This window comes from Serratia odorifera (genome assembly GCF_041448735.1).
Classification (GTDB): Bacteria; Pseudomonadota; Gammaproteobacteria; order Enterobacterales; family Enterobacteriaceae; genus Serratia_F; species Serratia_F odorifera.
Genome location: NZ_JBGMUT010000003.1, coordinates 347738 through 363521 on the forward strand (window position 1 = coordinate 347738; position 15784 = coordinate 363521).

The 15784-nt window shown below is 57.9% G+C and carries 19 protein-coding genes; 6 read left to right on the top strand and 13 right to left on the bottom strand.

The window, feature by feature from the left end; genetic code table 11:
- Positions 1 to 33: 33 nt before the first annotated feature.
- Positions 34 to 1116, bottom strand: coding sequence for an A/G-specific adenine glycosylase (mutY, locus tag ACCC84_RS12050; RefSeq protein ID WP_198773684.1), 1083 nt, complete (start codon positions 1114 to 1116; stop codon positions 34 to 36).
- A 165-nt stretch (positions 1117 to 1281) separates the two neighbouring features.
- Here mutY and trmB point away from each other — a divergent pair, with 165 nt between their 5' ends.
- From trmB to ACCC84_RS12070, 4 genes are all read left to right on the top strand, one after another.
- Complete coding sequence (trmB, locus tag ACCC84_RS12055) at positions 1282 to 2001, top strand: tRNA (guanosine(46)-N7)-methyltransferase TrmB (RefSeq protein WP_004958730.1); 720 nt, start codon at positions 1282 to 1284, stop codon at positions 1999 to 2001.
- Entirely contained in the window at positions 2001 to 2327 is a 327-nt protein-coding gene (locus ACCC84_RS12060) for a YggL family protein (RefSeq protein WP_004958734.1), read from the top strand. The genes trmB and ACCC84_RS12060 overlap by 1 nt, the downstream gene beginning before the upstream one ends.
- A 111-nt stretch (positions 2328 to 2438) precedes the next feature.
- Entirely contained in the window at positions 2439 to 3362 is a 924-nt protein-coding gene (gene glsB / locus ACCC84_RS12065; RefSeq protein ID WP_039992564.1) for a glutaminase B, read from the top strand.
- Between the two features lie 41 nt (positions 3363 to 3403).
- Positions 3404 to 4120 (top strand): YggN family protein, encoded by a 717-nt coding sequence (locus ACCC84_RS12070; RefSeq protein WP_004958739.1) that lies wholly within the window; start codon positions 3404 to 3406, stop codon positions 4118 to 4120.
- Between the two features lie 218 nt (positions 4121 to 4338).
- Here ACCC84_RS12070 and hemW read toward each other — a convergent pair whose 3' ends face one another.
- From hemW to ACCC84_RS12100, 6 genes are read right to left on the bottom strand one after another with little or no spacing between them, the layout of a single operon-like run.
- Positions 4339 to 5490 carry a radical SAM family heme chaperone HemW gene (gene hemW / locus ACCC84_RS12075; RefSeq protein ID WP_198773680.1) on the bottom strand — a complete coding sequence of 384 codons (1152 nt, stop codon included), beginning with the start codon at positions 5488 to 5490 and terminating at the stop codon, positions 4339 to 4341.
- Complete coding sequence (locus ACCC84_RS12080; RefSeq protein WP_039991745.1) at positions 5480 to 6076, bottom strand: XTP/dITP diphosphatase; 597 nt, start codon at positions 6074 to 6076, stop codon at positions 5480 to 5482. The genes hemW and ACCC84_RS12080 overlap by 11 nt, the downstream gene beginning before the upstream one ends.
- 18 nt (positions 6077 to 6094) lie before the next feature.
- A complete protein-coding gene (gene yggU / locus ACCC84_RS12085; protein WP_004958746.1) occupies positions 6095 to 6388 on the bottom strand; it encodes a DUF167 family protein YggU in 294 nt (97 codons plus the stop codon).
- Positions 6385 to 6939, bottom strand: a complete 555-nt coding sequence (locus tag ACCC84_RS12090) for a YggT family protein (protein WP_004958747.1) — start codon at positions 6937 to 6939, stop codon at positions 6385 to 6387. Before ACCC84_RS12090 ends, yggU begins: the two co-directional genes overlap by 4 nt.
- 18 nt (positions 6940 to 6957) lie before the next feature.
- Complete coding sequence (proC, locus tag ACCC84_RS12095; protein ID WP_198773679.1) at positions 6958 to 7779, bottom strand: pyrroline-5-carboxylate reductase; 822 nt, start codon at positions 7777 to 7779, stop codon at positions 6958 to 6960.
- Between the two features lie 20 nt (positions 7780 to 7799).
- On the bottom strand, positions 7800 to 8507 hold the full coding sequence (locus ACCC84_RS12100; RefSeq protein WP_004958752.1) for a YggS family pyridoxal phosphate-dependent enzyme: 708 nt from the start codon (positions 8505 to 8507) through the stop codon (positions 7800 to 7802).
- Between the two features lie 20 nt (positions 8508 to 8527).
- On the opposite strand from ACCC84_RS12100, the gene ACCC84_RS12105 reads away from it, so the two are divergent.
- On the top strand, positions 8528 to 9523 hold the full coding sequence (locus tag ACCC84_RS12105) for a type IV pilus twitching motility protein PilT (RefSeq protein ID WP_004958757.1): 996 nt from the start codon (positions 8528 to 8530) through the stop codon (positions 9521 to 9523).
- Between the two features lie 68 nt (positions 9524 to 9591).
- Here the strand turns inward: ACCC84_RS12105 and ruvX are convergent, their stop codons facing one another.
- From ruvX to ACCC84_RS12135, 6 genes are all read right to left on the bottom strand, one after another.
- Entirely contained in the window at positions 9592 to 10014 is a 423-nt protein-coding gene (gene ruvX / locus ACCC84_RS12110; protein WP_004958759.1) for a Holliday junction resolvase RuvX, read from the bottom strand.
- Positions 10014 to 10577, bottom strand: coding sequence for a YqgE/AlgH family protein (locus ACCC84_RS12115; RefSeq protein ID WP_004958763.1), 564 nt, complete (start codon positions 10575 to 10577; stop codon positions 10014 to 10016). The genes ruvX and ACCC84_RS12115 overlap by 1 nt, the downstream gene beginning before the upstream one ends.
- 109 nt (positions 10578 to 10686) lie before the next feature.
- Positions 10687 to 11637: a glutathione synthase gene (gshB, locus tag ACCC84_RS12120; RefSeq protein ID WP_004958765.1), complete on the bottom strand. Its 951-nt coding sequence runs from the start codon at positions 11635 to 11637 to the stop codon at positions 10687 to 10689.
- A 14-nt stretch (positions 11638 to 11651) separates the two neighbouring features.
- On the bottom strand, positions 11652 to 12383 hold the full coding sequence (rsmE, locus tag ACCC84_RS12125; protein WP_004958767.1) for a 16S rRNA (uracil(1498)-N(3))-methyltransferase: 732 nt from the start codon (positions 12381 to 12383) through the stop codon (positions 11652 to 11654).
- Between the two features lie 87 nt (positions 12384 to 12470).
- Positions 12471 to 13166, bottom strand: a complete 696-nt coding sequence (gene endA / locus ACCC84_RS12130) for a deoxyribonuclease I (RefSeq protein ID WP_004958770.1) — start codon at positions 13164 to 13166, stop codon at positions 12471 to 12473.
- 86 nt (positions 13167 to 13252) lie between these two features.
- Positions 13253 to 13780 carry a SprT family zinc-dependent metalloprotease gene (locus ACCC84_RS12135; protein ID WP_371901944.1) on the bottom strand — a complete coding sequence of 176 codons (528 nt, stop codon included), beginning with the start codon at positions 13778 to 13780 and terminating at the stop codon, positions 13253 to 13255.
- 328 nt (positions 13781 to 14108) lie between these two features.
- On the opposite strand from ACCC84_RS12135, the gene fumA reads away from it, so the two are divergent.
- Positions 14109 to 15755 (top strand): class I fumarate hydratase FumA, encoded by a 1647-nt coding sequence (gene fumA / locus ACCC84_RS12140; RefSeq protein WP_004958776.1) that lies wholly within the window; start codon positions 14109 to 14111, stop codon positions 15753 to 15755.
- Positions 15756 to 15784 lie beyond the last annotated feature (29 nt).

The window sequence follows — 15784 nt, forward strand, 5'->3', positions numbered from 1 at the left end:
TCGTTGATAACGCTAACCCGTTGATAGTTTTCTTTAAAAATCATCCGGGTATAAAGATGGCTGAGCCGGGGGCTGCTTGGCCAGTTGCAGCAGCAGGCGTTCGACCGGTGCGGCCAGCCCGACCGACGGCGGCTGCGCTAAGTTATACCAGAGACCGCTGCCTTCATCCATGGCGCCGCCGACCTGCTGCACCGGCAGCCACATTGGCACGATGTCCAAATGGAAGTGACTGAATGTATGGCGAAATGCGGTTAACTGCTGCAACCGATCGTCTTTCAGACCGCGTTGTTGCAGCCAGAGTTCCAACGCCTGCCGCTCACTGAACTGCGGGAAGCAAAACAGGCCGCCCCACAGCCCGACGGCCGGTCGCTGTTCCAGCCATACGCTCTGGTCACGTTGCAACAATAAAAAGTGGGCCGATTTTTCCGGCAGCGTCTGCTTGGGTTTTTTGCCAGGGTATTTCGCCCAGCTGTGATTGGCATAGGCGATACAGCCGGCGTTGAGTGGGCACAGTTCACATTTGGGTTTGGAGCGGGTGCACACCATGGCACCCAGATCCATCATCGCCTGATTGAACTGGCCGACGCCGTTAGCCGGCGTTACGTCGCTGCTGATTTGCCACAGACGATTTTCAACCTCTTTTTTACCCGGCCAGCCTTCGACCGCATAGCAGCGTGCCAGCACCCGCTTGACGTTGCCGTCGAGGATCGGATAGTGCTGGCCGAGCGACAGCGACAGGATGGCGCCGGCGGTGGAGCGGCCAATGCCCGGCAGCGCGGCGATTTGTTCAAAGGTTGTCGGGAACTCGCCGCCGTGCTGTGCGACAATGGTTTGCGCCGCCTTGTGCAGGTTCCTGGCGCGGGCGTAATAGCCGAGCCCGGTCCACAGATGCAGCACTTCGTCCAGCGGTGCTTCGGCCAGTTGGCGCACGTTCGGAAAACGTGCCATAAATCGCTGAAAATAAGGAATGACGGTGGCAACCTGAGTCTGTTGCAACATGACCTCAGAAAGCCAAACTTGATAAGGCGTCTTGTCGAGCTGCCACGGCAGGGTTTTACGGCCGTAGCGCTGGTACCAGTCAAGCACCACGTGCGAGAACTGCTGTGCTTGCATCATCATCGGGTATCGTATCAGGCTGATATTTGATGCGCGATTGCAGCATAGAGTCCGGGTGGTGTAAACCGGAACTTTCCGACGTTAAAATATGAACACTTGCTAAACCAGTCTATCTTTGCATAATGCGCGTTTCCCTAATTGGCAGCCAAACAGACAGAAAGCACTATGATTAATGACGTCATCTCTCCGGAATTTGATGAGAACGGCCGCGCAATGCGCCGTATCCGCAGCTTTGTGCGCCGCCAGGGGCGGTTGACCAAAGGCCAGCAGCACGCGCTGGAAAACTATTGGCCGGTGATGGGCGTGGAGTATCAGGCGCAGCCTGTCGATCTGACCGCGCTGTTTGGCCGCGATGCGCCGGTGGTGCTGGAAATCGGCTTTGGTATGGGCGCTTCGCTGGTGACCATGGCGGGCAACAACCCGCAGCAGAACTTTTTAGGGATTGAAGTTCATTCGCCAGGCGTCGGTGCCTGCCTGGCCGATGCCCACGAGGCGCAATTGAGCAACCTGCGGGTGATGTGCCACGACGCGGTCGAAGTGCTGGAAAACATGATCCCGGACGGCTCGCTGGATATGGTGCAGCTGTTCTTCCCGGATCCGTGGCACAAGGCGCGCCACAACAAACGCCGCATCGTACAGACGCCGTTTGTTGAACTGGTGCTGCGCAAACTGAAGGTCGGCGGCGTATTCCACATGGCCACCGATTGGCAACCCTATGCGGAACATATGTTGGAAGTGATGAACGGCGTGGCGAATTACCGTAATCTGTCGGAAAGTCACGATTACGTGCCGCGCCCGGACACACGTCCACTGACTAAATTTGAATTACGCGGCCAGCGTCTGGGACACGGCGTTTGGGATTTGATGTTTGAGAGGAAGGCATAATGGCTAACAACCGCAGTCGTCGTTTACGTAAGAAGTTGCACATTGATGAGTTTCAGGAACTGGGCTTTTCCGTCGCCTGGCGTTTCGCCGAAGGCACCGCGGTTGAGGATATCGACGGCACGCTGGACGCGTTCATTGACGAAGTGATCGAGCCGAACGGCCTGGCGTTTGACGGCAGCGGCTACCTGCAATGGGAAGGGCTTATCTGCCTGCAGAAGATCGGTCAGTGCACCGATCAACACCGCGAACTGGTCAAAAACTGGCTGGAAGCGCGCAAGCTGTCCGAGGTAAAGGTCAGCGATCTGTTTGATATCTGGTGGGATTAATCGCCCGAGATTCAGCGTTGGGGCCAGCTGCGACTGGCCCGTTATCGTTATACAGCAGAATTGTTTGAAGGTGCCTTAATGGCGCCTTTGTTTTGTCTGGAGCATGGCCTGGTGGAAATAACATTGGATAACGCGTTGCTGGAAGAGATCCTGCAACAGGTTCGCCCGCTGATCGGCAGCGGTAAAGTCGCCGATTACATCCCCGCGCTGGCAGAAGTGCCGGCCAATCGCCTGGGGATCGCCGTTTGCACCGTTGATGGCAACATGTTCCAGGCCGGCGACGCCGCCGAACGGTTTTCCATTCAGTCGATATCCAAAGTGCTCAGCCTGACGCTGGCGTTGACACGCTATCAGGAAAGCGAAATTTGGCAACGGGTCGGCAAAGAGCCGTCCGGTTTGCCGTTCAACTCGCTGTTACAGCTGGAAATGGAGCAGGGCAAGCCGCGTAATCCATTTATCAATCCCGGTGCGCTGGTGGTCTGCGACATGCTGCAAACCCGGCTCAGCGCGCCCAAACAGCGGATGCTGGAAGTGGTGCGACAATTGGCCGGTGAGGATGACCTGGCCTACGACGCCCGCGTGGCGCGATCGGAGTTCGAACACTCCGATCGCAATGCGGCGATCGCCTACCTGATGAAATCGTTTGGCAATTTTGAAAACGACGTGCTCACCGTACTGCAAACCTATTTCCACTATTGCGCGCTGCGCATGAGCTGCCAGGAACTGGCGCGCGGCTTCGTCTATCTGGCGAACCACGGCCGCGATCTGCAGGGCAATGAGGTGATCACGCCGTTGCAGGCGCGGCAGATCAATGCGCTGATGATGACCAGCGGTATGTACGACGGCGCCGGTGAGTTTGCCTATCGGGTCGGCATGCCGGGCAAGTCGGGCGTCGGCGGCGGTATTGTCGCCATCGTTCCGGACGAAATGGCGATCGTGGTCTGGTCGCCAGAGCTGGATCCGTCCGGTAACTCGCTGGCGGGAACTGCGGCGCTGGAACTGTTGTCTCAACGAATTAGCCGTTCGATTTTTTAATCCCCCGCTGTTACGGTTGGAAGGGAGTCTCAGGAGATACTATGTTGAAGAAAACCGGGTTGGCCTTGCTGTTGCTAACCGCATCACAGGCGCATGCTGCCTATCAGTGTGCCGTCAGGCCACAGGATGACGTGATTATCAGCCAACAGAATGTGCAGGTGGTAGGCACCAGCGGCAATCTGCAAATCTCACCGGATGGCGACGTGACCCGTAACGGGCAGCCGCTGACCCTCAATGATAGCCAGCGCCAGAAGGCGTTCAGCTACCAGAGCGCTCTGCGCAAGGAACTGCCGTGGATAGACAACGGCGCGCAGCAGCACCTGGAAAAAGCCCGTGTGGCGCTGGATAAGGTGATCGTCAAGGAACTGGGCAGCGACAGCAACGTACGCAATCGCCTGACCACGCTCAACCAGCAGCTGAAGCAGCAGATGAACCGCATTATCGAGCACCGCAACGACGGCTTGGCTTTCCATCATAAAGCCATCGATCAGGTCGAGCAGGATGGCCGCAATATCGTGCAGCAAAGTATGGGCGGCGTGCTGCAAGACAGTCTGAACGAAATGGGCGTCAAACAGGCGGCCAACAGCGGCGGTAACCCGTTGCAGGCGATTATGGGCAACCTGGGCGGTTTGCAAAAGGCGATTCAGAACGAGTGGAACAATCAGGAACAGGATTTCCAGAACTTTGGCCACGACGTCTGCAACCGCGTCACCGCGTTGGAAACCCAGCGTAAAGACCTGCTTAATGCCTTGAAGTAACAGCAAAGACGAGTCGCCTGGCGGCAATTTGCCGTGCTGGTTAAACTGCAATCAACCAAAGGCAGTTGTGTTGATGCCAGTGATACTGCGTTATCGCGGTTATACGATTTCGATTGAGGGGCTTTTGCAGGGTAGGGGGATGTGACTCGTCGGCTTCACCATGCAGCTTGATGATACTACCAATAAAAAAGCGCTGAATTCTCAGCGCTTTTTGCTATCTACTCGTCCGCCAAAAACAGCTCCAGCAGCGAATTGAGGAACAGTTTGCCTGTTTCGGTGATTTGCCAGTGTTGCGCCGTTTCGACCAGATAGCCTTTCGCCAACGCGGCGTCCAGCTGCGGGCGGATGGTGCTTTCATCCAGCCCGGTATAGGCGCTGAACTCCGCACGCGGCGCGGCTTCCAACAGGCGGAAACGGTTCATAAAGAACTCGAACGGCCGATCTTCGGTTGCCACTTCATGCTGCTTGTCGAGGTATTTGCCCTGCATAAAACCGCGCGGGTGCTTGGTTTTGGCCGTCCGCACGATGCGCCCGTCGCTGAAGGTCAGTTTGCCGTGCGCGCCGCAGCCAATCCCCAGATAGTCGCCGAAGCGCCAATAGTTGAGATTGTGTTGGCACTGATAGCCCGGCTTGGCGTAGGCCGAGGTTTCATATTGCTGATACCCGGCGGCGCTCAGCAGCGCGTGGCCCTGTTGGAAAATATCCCACAGCGCGTCATCATCCGGCAGGACCGGTGGCCGCGAGCTGAACAGGGTATTCGGTTCGATGGTCAGTTGGTACCACGACAGGTGCGGTGGATTGAGGGCGATCGCCTGGCGCAGATCGTCCAGCGCTTCCGCCAGCGACTGATCCGGCAAGCCGTGCATCAAATCCAGATTAAAACTGCGCAGCCCCAATCCGGTTGCCAGATGTGCCGCTCGCTTGGCTTCATCCGGGCCGTGAATGCGCCCCAGACGGGTTAACTTCTCGGCGCTAAAGCTTTGTACGCCGATCGAGATGCGGTTGACACCGGCCCGTTGGTAGCCGCTGAAGCGATCGGCTTCGACGGTGCCCGGGTTGGCCTCCATGGTGATCTCGGCGTCATCGTTCACCCGAATGCGCGCGCGCACGCCATCCAGCAACGACTGCATCGCTTCGGCGCTCAACAGGCTCGGCGTACCGCCGCCGATGAAAATGGTGCCGATGCTGCGCCCGCTGGTCATCGGCAGATCGGCATCCAGATCCGCCAATAGGTGATCGACATATTCCTGATGCGGCACCTCGCCCTTCAGCGCATGCGAATTAAAGTCGCAGTAAGGGCATTTTTGCACGCACCATGGAATATGGATGTAGAGGCTGAGCGGTGGCAGTTGTACGGCATTATTGGGCATTGCGCATCGCTTCCAGCAGCAGCGTCAATGCCTGGCCACGGTGTGATACCGCGCTTTTCTCATCGCGCGACAGTTCGGCGGCGGTGCGTGACAGCGCCGGTACGTAAAAGATCGGGTCGTAGCCAAAGCCGCCCTGACCGGCGGATGCAAAGGTAATTTCCCCGCTCCAACTGCCGTGACAGACCAGCGGCGTCGGGTCTTCCGCATGGCGCAGATACACCAGCACGCAATGGAATTGCGCGCCGCGTTGGCCCTGCGGTAGGTCTTTTAATGCCACCAGCAGTTTATCCAGGTTCTGCTGGTCCGAGGCGTCTTCGCCCGCGTAGCGTGCGGAGTAAATGCCCGGCGCGCCGCCCAGCGCGTCGACCGCGAGACCGGAGTCGTCGGCAATCGCCGGCAGGCCGGTAATTTTTGCCGCGTGGCGGGCCTTCAGGATGGCGTTTTCAATGAACGTCAGGCCGGTTTCTTCGGCCGAATCCACCCCCAGTTCGGTCTGCGCCACCACATCGAGGCCGAAGTCGGCCAGCAGGTCGGCAAGTTCGCGTACTTTCCCGGGGTTGCCGGTGGCAAGAACCACTTTTTGCATAGTCATAACCTTGAATAATTACTCTGTGTACAACGCCGCGATGGTCGGCGGTATCTGGTGCGGATGCATAATGCGTAGCTGCTTATGCCGCCCCAGTTCACCCTTTTCGATCGTCACGTTGCTTTTTGCTACTTTAAACTGCTTGGCAATAAACTTGAGCAGATGCGCATTGGCCTGGCCATCAACCGGCGGGGCGGTGATGGCGACTTTGATTTCGTCGCCATGCAGGCCAATAATCTGGTCTCGGCTGGCTTTCGGCTGAATATACAGCCTGACCACCAGCCCGTCTTGTTCAACGCTGACGGCACTCACAACAAGAACCAGATCTCACCGAACAGATCCATACCCAGATAATTGATCAGATACAGAATCAGAATCACCACCATGGCCGAAAAATCAATGCCGCCCATCGCCGGGATCACGCGGCGGATCGGCGCCATCAATGGCTCGGTCAACTGATACATCACGTAGTCGATGGCGTTGCGCCCCTGGCTGATCCAACTCATCAGCGCGCGGATAATCATCACCCAGAAGATCAGATAACCGGCGGATTTAACCAGTGAAATCAGGCCAAACAGCAGGTTGTACGGACTGAGGGAGATGGCGCCGCCCTGGATCAGCAACAGCAGCGGATACTTGATGGTCATCAGCAGGAAAGCCAGCAGCAACGACGCGCTGTCGATCGGCCCCAGCGACGGAATGATGCGGCGCAACGGGCCGACAATCGGCTGGGTGATTTTCACGACAAACTGTGAAAACGGGTTGTAGAAGTCAGTGCGCGTCCATTGCATCCAAATGCGCAACAGCAGCACCATGACGTAAAGATCAATAACCGTCTTGACCAGAAAAGTCAGCGTTAACATGTAGTGGCCCTTCTCCTATTAAAATGATTTTTCCATTTCTTGTGCACGGGCAACGGCAGCCTGCATCGCCTTGGCGACGGTGTCGGGCAGCCGTTGTTCATTCAAAACGCGCAGCGCTTCGGCGGTGGTGCCGCCTTTTGAGGTGACCTGTTCCCGCAGGGTCGACAGCGCAAGCTGTGGATTGGCCTCCACCAGGGCGGCGGCGCCGCTGGCGGCCTGTTGCACCAGCTCGCGCGCCTGCTGGCTGCTAAAGCCCATGCGTTCCGCTTCTTGCTGCATCGATTCCATAAACAGGAAGAAGTAGGCCGGCGCGCTACCGGCGGCGGCGATGACGCCGTTGATGCCGTTTTCGTCATCCACCCAGCACACCTTGCCGACCGAACCCATCAGCTCGCCGGTGAACTCGCAATCTTGCCGGCTAACCTGCGCGGGGGCGTACAGACCGCTCATGCCTTTGCCAACCAGCGAGGGGGTATTTGGCATGATGCGCACCATATTCAGGTTGTCGCCCAGCAACTGATAAAAACGGCTGACCTGGATGCCGGCGGCAATCGACAGCACCAGTTTGCCGCTAAAATCGACCTGCTGGCGCAGCGGTTGGCACACCTGTTCCATCAGCTGCGGCTTTACCGCCATTACCACCACCTCGGCCTGCTGCGCACAGTAGAGGTTGTCGTCGCTGCTAATCACGCCGTAATCGGCGGCCAGCGCATCGCGGTTTTTCGCCGAAGGCGCGCAGACGCTGATTAATTGTGCCGGATAACCGCCGTTCACCAACCCGGCGATAATCGCACGCGCCATGTTGCCGGCGCCGATAAAGGTAATCTTACGATGTTGCATTGCGTCCCTCGTTGGTTCTGTCAGGCCTGCGAATAATCACGGGCGCCAAAAATCGCGGTGCCGATGCGCACCAGGGTGCTACCGGCGGCGATTGCTGCGACCATGTCGTCAGTCATGCCCATCGATAGCGTGTCGACCTGCGGATAGTCCTGTTGCAACTGCTGGAACGCCGCGGCCATTTGGCGAAATACCGCCAGCTGGCGCGGAAAGTCGCTCTCCGGCGCCGGTATTGCCATCACACCACGCAGCGTCAGCCGTGGCAGTGCTGCTACCGCTTGCGCCAACAGCGGCAACTGTGCCAGTTCAATGCCGGATTTGCTCTGTTCATCGCTGATATTAATCTGGATCAGCACGTTCAGCGGCGGCAGTTCAGCCGGGCGCTGATCGCTCAGCCGCTGGGCAATACGCAGCCGGTCAACCGTGTGGCACCAGTCGAAATGCTCTGCCACCAAACGGCTCTTATTGGATTGCAGCGGGCCGATAAAGTGCCATTCCAACCCGGCACCGTCGGGCAGCGCGGCGAAATGACGGATCTTGTCGACGCCTTCCTGCACGTAATTTTCACCAAATGCCCGCTGCCCGGCGGCAATGGCTTCTGCGATCGCCGCGACAGGTTTGGTTTTACTGACTGCAAGCAGCGACACCTCTTCTGGAGCACGCGCGCAGTTTACGGCTGCGGCATCAATACGCCCCCTGACATCCTGCAGGTTCTGTTGGATAGTGCTCATGATTGACCCAGGAGATTGATATGGATTTCGATGAATTAGTGGCCCTTAGTGTAAAGCATAATGCCTCCGATCTGCACCTTTGTACCGGACATCTGCCAATGTTGCGCATCGATGGCGAACTGCAACCGTTGCCGCAGGGGGAAATCCTGTCGCCGGCAGCGATACAGACCCTATGCGCCAAGCTGCTCGGCCCACAACGGCAACAGGCGTTGCAACCCAGTGGCCAGCTCGATGGCACGCTGACCAGCCGCGACGGCCGGCGACTGCGTGCCAATGCCTTTGTGCATCACGGCGGTATTTCGCTGGCGTTGCGCATGATTGCCGAGCATATCCCCCGGCTTGCCGCCTTGCAGGTGCCGGCGATTATCCCGGCGTTGACCCGGCGCGAGGACGGTCTGATCCTGGTGACCGGTGCCACCGGCAGCGGCAAATCCACTACCCTGGCGGCGATGATCGACGAGATCAATCGCCACCAGCGGCGGCACATTCTGACGCTGGAGGATCCGATCGAGTTTATTCACCACAGCCAGCGCTCGCTGATCCACCAGCGTGAACTGGGGCGTGATACCCACAGCGTCGAGCTGGCCTTGCGCGCCGCGCTGCGTGAAGATCCCGACGTGATTCTGCTGGGTGAACTGCGTGACCTGATGACCATTCGCCAGGCGCTGACGGCGGCAGAAACCGGCCATCTGGTGCTGGCGACGCTGCACACCCGCAACGCGCCGCAGGCGGTGGAACGGCTGGTGGACGTGTTCCCGGCGGAAGAAAAACCCTACGTGCGCGCACAGCTGGCCGGCAGCCTGCAGGCGGTGATCGCACAAAAACTGGTGAACAAACCGGGCGGAGGGCGCACGGCGATTTTTGAGATCCTGACGGCGACGCCGGCGGTCAGCAGCCTGATCCGCGACGGCAAAATCCATCAGTTGGCCAGCGTGCTGCAAACCGGCGCGCAGTTCGGTATGCAGACCTTTGAACAGGGACTGCGACAGCGTATTGCGCAGGGAATATTATCCTGAACAGGCGCTGGCCAGGGGGAATCGGCTATTGCCGTTACGCCACGCTAACGCGAGCGTGCCACGCCAACTTATCCCAGATGCTGTTCGAACCAGCTTTCCAGTATCACCACCGCCGACGCCGAGTCGACGCTGCCCTTGTCCAGCGCGCGAAAGCCGCCGCGATCGAACAGGTGGGAACGGGCTTCTACGGTGCTCAGGCGTTCGTCGTGCAGGTCGATCTTTACTCCAAAACGCCCATGCAGGCGGTTGGCAAACTTGCGGGCGCGTTCGGTCAGCGGTTGTTCGCTGCCGTCCATGTTGAGCGGCAGACCGACCACCACCAGATCCGGCTGCCATTCCTTCAGCAGCTTTTCAATTTTTTGCCAGTCCGGCGTGCCGTCCTGCGCCTTGAAAGCTGCCAGCGCGCGCGCGGTACCGGTAATTTCCTGGCCGATGGCCGCGCCGATGCTTTTGGTGCCGAAATCAAAGGCGATGATGGTGCGGTTACTCATCAGGCGTGTCCTGCGTGATTGGCGATGCTGCGGATGTCGATGCCCAGGCGGTTGGCCGCCTCGCGCCAGCGGCTGGCTATCGGCGTGTGGAACAGGATATCGCTGTCGGCCTCGATGGTCAGCCAGACGTTTTCCAGCACTTCCTGCTCGAGCTGGCCCTTTTCCCAGCCGGCATAACCGAGAGCGACCAGCACGTCTTGCGGCTGCTCCGGCGTACCGAGGGTTTCCAGCACGTCTTTGGAGGTGGTTATCATGGTTTCCGGCGAAATCTGAATGCTTGAGCCAAAACCGGAACAGGGGGTGTGCAGGATAAACCCGCGATCGTCCGCCAGTGGGCCGCCGGCAAACACCGGTTTGTCGAGGTTGACGGCCGGATCGCGTTCGATAGGCAGAATCTGCAGTTTGCTCAGCACGCTTTCTACCGTGAACTGTTCCACGGGTTTATTGATCACCAAACCCATGGCGCCTTCTTCGTTGTGCTCGCAGATATAAATCACCGAACGCTTGAAGCGGGGATCCTGCATGGTTGGCATGGCAATAAGAAAGTGGTGCTGTAAATTCATGGCGATAAAAGGATTCGATCCATTGGCAGTTTAACAGCCGTCAGTATGCGGCTAAAAGGCGGTGAAGTCACGACAGCGGGCGACATCCATCGCCCGTATCATGGTCACATTAACGTGCGGCAAGGCGCTTTTCGATGGCGTCCATCAGCATCCCGGTAATCGAAACCGGGAAGGCGGCTTCGATCTCGCGCGCGCAGGTCGGGCTGGTAACGTTGATTTCCGTCAGACGGTCGCCAATGATATCCAGACCAACGAAAATCAGCCCCTTTTCTTTCAGCGTCGGTGCTACCGCGCGGGCGATTTTCCAGTCGCTTTCGCTCAGCGGGCGCGCTTCGCCACGGCCGCCGGCCGCCAGGTTGCCACGGGTTTCCCCTTGCGCCGGGATGCGCGCCAGGCAGTAGGGCACCGGTTCGCCGTCCACCACCAGAATGCGCTTATCCCCTTCCTTGATGGCCGGCAGGAAGTTCTGCGCCATGCAGAAGCGGCTGCCGTGTTCGGTCAGCGTTTCGATGATCACCGACAGGTTGGGATCGTCCTGCTTGACGCGGAAAATCGAGGCGCCGCCCATGCCGTCCAGCGGCTTGAGAATGATGTCGCCATGCTGCTGATGAAACTTGCGGATATGTGCCGCGCTGCGGCTGACCAGCGTATCCGGCGTCAGTTCCGGGAACCAGGCGGTGAACAGTTTTTCATTGCAGTCGCGCAGGCTTTGCGGCTTGTTGACCACCAGCGTGCCTTTGACTTCCGCGCGCTCAAGAATATAGGTGGCATAAATATATTCGGTATCAAACGGCGGATCCTTGCGCATCAGGATCACGTCCAGATCCTGCAACGCCAGATCCTGTTCGCTGCCAAAGCTGTACCAGCTTTCCTTGTCTTCCTTGACCGCCAGCTGTCGCGTGCGGGCACGGCCGTCGCCGGCGTGCAGATAGAGATCGTTCATCTCCATGTAGTGCAGTTCCCAACCGCGGCGCTGGGCTTCCAGCAGCATGGCGAAACTGGTGTCTTTCTTGATATTGATGGATGCGATAGGGTCCATCACGATGCCGAGCTTAATCATTCTTTCTCTTCTCCTTAACCCAGATCGCCAAAACGCACCTGCAATGCGGTGATCGCGGTGAGCGCGGTGGTTTCTGTACGCAGAACGCGTGGCCCCAGCAGGATATCAGTAAATCCATGCGCTGAGGTCATCGCAATTTCGTCGGCGGATAGGCCGCCTTCCGGTCCAATCAACAGGCGAACGTGATTCACCGGCAACGCCAGCGTATTGATGCTGTGGCTGGCGCGCGGGTGCAGATTCAGCTTCAGGCTGTCGTCCTGCTCGGCGCACCAGGCCTCCAGCGGCATCGCCGGGCGAATATCCGCAATGCGGTTGCGGCCGCACTGTTCGCAGGCGGCAATGGCGATTTTTTGCCACTGTTGCAGTTTCTTGGCCAGGCGCTCGCCATCCAGCTTTACCCCGCAACGTTCCGAGAACAGCGGGGTGATGGTATTGACGCCCAGCTCGATGGATTTCTGAATGGTGAATTCCATCTTTTCGCCGCGCGAAATCACCTGCCCCAAATGCAGATTGAGCGGCGACTCGCGATCTTCCTGCCGTCCGGCACCGATCTGCACCTGAACGCTTTTTTTATCCACCCGCGTGATTTCAGCATCGAACACCTGGTTGCTGCCGTCAAACAGTTGCAGCAATTGGCCTGGACTCATGCGCAGTACGCGACCAACGTGGTTGGCCGCGTCTTCGCTCAGGACGATTTCCGTATCGGAACGCAGCGGCTCCGGGTGATGAATGCGAGGTATGCGCATAGATTTTTCTGACCCATAGATAAAAGATTCGGCGGGCAGCAATAGTGCCAGCACCGATGCAGCTTCAAATATGCAGGGTATAGTAGGTCAGCCCTTTTGTCGCTGACAAGCCTGTTGAATATACGGGTTGCGGTTGCCCTGTACCTTAGCGATGCGTGCCTCGCGCTGACATTCCCACTGGCTCACCGGATATTGACGGTTCCAGACCTCAAACAGCTGGGTCTGCTGGCGTGACAGGCGCAGATGATAACGATCGCGCATGTAGAAGTAGGTGCGGGCAATGGCGCCGCGTGCACGCGCCGGCGGTTCGGCCTGCTTGTGCTTGAAGTCGACCTTCATTGGGCACTGACCATACTGGCCTTCGCCGCCGCGCCATTGGCTGTACATGAAGTTGTTGCGATCGCCGTTGACCTCGCCAATCGCCGGTTGCAGGTTATGCAGATCGGTTTCTATCTGACGGTAGACCGGATCGCGATTGCAGTTTTTGCGCCCGCCATCCTGCCAGCATTGCAGCTGGTGGCCGAACTGCCAGGCAGGCACCACGTGCTCCCATTCAATGCGCCCGGCACGCTGGGCGTTTTTACGCGGCTGGTAACCACAAGCGTTGAGATCGGGGAGGCCTTTTTTGCCGTGCCAATTGATTTTACATCCGCAGTAAAAGCTGCCGGGGGCGTCCTGATTGATTTTGGCTGCCGCGGCTTTGGCTTGTGAAAAGTTGTTGATACCGTGCGCCTGTACCGCGCCGGAGATAAAAATGACTGCGAACAAAATTTTGCGAAGCATATTCCAAAACAGCTCAAATTTGGCAAAGCAGGCAGGGTAACGGAAGTTATCGACAGGAGCAAATCTCGCAATATGCTTGTTTTAACTTATAAATCGTTTAACTCATGCGTTTCGCCAGCGATAAATCTTAGTTTATCGCCGCAGCGGCGGCAGCGGTATTCGCTTTCACCGCGCAACACCCGGTTATGGCGGCGCACCGTCAACTGATGCCGTTGGCAAGCGCATTGATAAGGAAAGGTTTTGCTCTGTACCGATGCGGTTTCAAAACCATGGGTGCGGCTGGCGGGGACGCGCAACACGCTTTCCATCATCCAGCGCCATTCACTGCCGTGCGGTGCCACGCGGCCAAAACGCCGGAATACCAGCAGGTGCGCCAGTTCATGCGGCACCACCTCATCGATAAAGGCGTGCTGATTTTCCAGCAGTAGCACCGGGTTGAGGCGGATTTCCCAGGCTTGCAGCCAGGCGGTGCCCGCGCTGGTGCCGCGTTGCTGGTAAACGATCTTGGGTTCGGCAAATTCTTCGGCAAAATGCTCTGCCGCCAGCTGCAGTTTTTCTCGCAGACAGCGCATTACCGCCTGTTGCAGCGCTATGGGGATTCTTACTTTGTTCATTGCCGCTAGCATAGGCCAGGCGAGCGTTCCAGACAATATCCCATCAATAATGATAACCCGATCGATAACCACAGATTGTAATCAAGGTGTTAACTGCGGGATAATAATTCGTGCTTGATGAGTCTGTACCCGCAGTTCTCAATGGATGAGGTTGAAAAAACTTGGCCAGTAGTAATTCCTTACCGTTAAAGGGGTTATTTTGCGATTTTGCGCAATAACCGACTCGCTGAAAATACGTAAGGTAAGGTGAGTTTTTTTGACGCAGCGAACCCGAATTACGCGCTGAAAGTGTGAATTTAACGCAGCTGATGTTGCAAGTGAGAGATAAATGTCGAATAAACCGTTCCATTATCAAGATCCGTTCCCGCTGAAGAAAGACGATACCGAATACTATCTGCTGAGCCGCGACCACGTTACCGTTGCCGAATTCGAAGGGCAGGAAATCCTCAAAGTCGCCCCGCAAGCCCTGACCCTCCTCGCCCAGCATGCCTTCCACGACGCGTCGTTCATGTTACGCCCGGCGCACCAGCAACAGGTGGCCGACATTCTCGCCGATCCGGACGCCAGCGAAAACGATCGCTACGTTGCGTTGCAATTCCTGCGTAACTCGGAAATCGCCGCCAAGGGCATTTTGCCAACCTGCCAGGATACCGGCACGGCGATTATCGTCGGCAAAAAAGGCCAGCGGGTGTGGACCGGCGGCGGTGATGAAGAGGCGCTGTCGCGCGGGGTGTACAACACCTATATCGAGGACAACCTGCGTTATTCGCAAAACGCGGCGCTCGACATGTACCAGGAGGTCAACACCGGCAGCAACCTGCCTGCGCAGATCGATCTGTACAGCGTGGACGGCGATGAATACAAATTCCTCTGCATTGCCAAAGGCGGCGGTTCGGCCAATAAAACCTACCTGTATCAGGAAACCAAGGCGCTGCTGTCGCCGGGCAAACTGAAGGATTACCTGGTCGACAAGATGCGTACGCTGGGGACCGCGGCGTGCCCACCCTACCACGTGGCGTTTGTCATCGGCGGCACCTCGGCGGAAGCCACGCTGAAAACGGTGAAGCTGGCATCTACCAAATATTACGATGGGCTGCCGACCGAAGGGAACGAACACGGCCAGGCGTTCCGCGACGTTGCGCTAGAGGCCGAGTTGCTGAAGGAAGCGCAAAACCTCGGTCTGGGGGCGCAGTTCGGCGGTAAATACTTTGCACACGACATCCGCGTAGTGCGACTGCCGCGCCACGGCGCCTCATGTCCGGTCGGTATGGGCGTTTCCTGTTCCGCTGACCGTAACATCAAGGGCAAAATCAACCGCGACGGCATCTGGCTGGAAAAACTGGAGCATAACCCAGGCAAATACATCCCGCAGGAACTGCGGCAGGCCGGCGAAGGCGAAGCCATTAAAGTGGATCTGAACCGACCGATGGGCGAAATCCTCAAGCAGCTGTCGCAATATCCGGTGTCGACTCGCCTGTCGTTGAGCGGCACCATTATTGTTGGCCGTGATATTGCTCACGCCAAGCTGAAAGAGCGCCTGGATCGCGGCGAAGGTTTGCCGCAGTACGTCAAGGATCACCCGATTTACTACGCCGGCCCGGCCAAAACGCCGGATGGCTACGCCTCCGGTTCTCTGGGGCCAACCACCGCCGGGCGGATGGACTCCTATGTCGATCTGCTGCAATCGCACGGCGGCAGCATGATCATGCTGGCGAAGGGCAATCGCAGTCAGCAGGTGACCGACGCCTGTCACAAGCACGGCGGTTTCTATCTCGGTAGCATCGGCGGTCCGGCGGCGGTACTGGCGCAGCAGAGCATCAAGAGTCTGGAATGCGTGGAATACCCTGAACTGGGGATGGAAGCGATCTGGAAAATTGAAGTAGAGGATTTCCCGGCGTTCATCCTGGTGGATGACAAGGGCAATGACTTCTTCCAGAAGATCCAAAGCGCGCAGTGCGCGCGCTGTGTGAAATAAGACGCATAAAAAAGCCGCCCGGCAACGGG

Excerpts from the sequence above, each read along its gene's own strand:
- mutY (WP_198773684.1), bottom strand. The coding sequence starts at position 1,116 with ATGATGCAAGCACAGCAGTTCTCGCACGTGGTGCTTGACTGGTACCAG.
- trmB (WP_004958730.1), top strand. The coding sequence starts at position 1,282 with ATGATTAATGACGTCATCTCTCCGGAATTTGATGAGAACGGCCGCGCA.
- ACCC84_RS12060 (WP_004958734.1), top strand. The coding sequence starts at position 2,001 with ATGGCTAACAACCGCAGTCGTCGTTTACGTAAGAAGTTGCACATTGAT.
- ACCC84_RS12070 (WP_004958739.1), top strand. The coding sequence starts at position 3,404 with ATGTTGAAGAAAACCGGGTTGGCCTTGCTGTTGCTAACCGCATCACAG.
- hemW (WP_198773680.1), bottom strand. The coding sequence starts at position 5,490 with ATGCCCAATAATGCCGTACAACTGCCACCGCTCAGCCTCTACATCCAT.
- ACCC84_RS12080 (WP_039991745.1), bottom strand. The coding sequence starts at position 6,076 with ATGCAAAAAGTGGTTCTTGCCACCGGCAACCCCGGGAAAGTACGCGAA.
- ACCC84_RS12090 (WP_004958747.1), bottom strand. The coding sequence starts at position 6,939 with ATGTTAACGCTGACTTTTCTGGTCAAGACGGTTATTGATCTTTACGTC.
- proC (WP_198773679.1), bottom strand. The coding sequence starts at position 7,779 with ATGCAACATCGTAAGATTACCTTTATCGGCGCCGGCAACATGGCGCGT.
- ACCC84_RS12100 (WP_004958752.1), bottom strand. The coding sequence starts at position 8,507 with ATGAGCACTATCCAACAGAACCTGCAGGATGTCAGGGGGCGTATTGAT.
- ACCC84_RS12105 (WP_004958757.1), top strand. The coding sequence starts at position 8,528 with ATGGATTTCGATGAATTAGTGGCCCTTAGTGTAAAGCATAATGCCTCC.
- ruvX (WP_004958759.1), bottom strand. The coding sequence starts at position 10,014 with ATGAGTAACCGCACCATCATCGCCTTTGATTTCGGCACCAAAAGCATC.
- ACCC84_RS12115 (WP_004958763.1), bottom strand. The coding sequence starts at position 10,577 with ATGAATTTACAGCACCACTTTCTTATTGCCATGCCAACCATGCAGGAT.
- gshB (WP_004958765.1), bottom strand. The coding sequence starts at position 11,637 with ATGATTAAGCTCGGCATCGTGATGGACCCTATCGCATCCATCAATATC.
- rsmE (WP_004958767.1), bottom strand. The coding sequence starts at position 12,383 with ATGCGCATACCTCGCATTCATCACCCGGAGCCGCTGCGTTCCGATACG.
- endA (WP_004958770.1), bottom strand. The coding sequence starts at position 13,166 with ATGCTTCGCAAAATTTTGTTCGCAGTCATTTTTATCTCCGGCGCGGTA.
- ACCC84_RS12135 (WP_371901944.1), bottom strand. The coding sequence starts at position 13,780 with ATGAACAAAGTAAGAATCCCCATAGCGCTGCAACAGGCGGTAATGCGC.
- fumA (WP_004958776.1), top strand. The coding sequence starts at position 14,109 with ATGTCGAATAAACCGTTCCATTATCAAGATCCGTTCCCGCTGAAGAAA.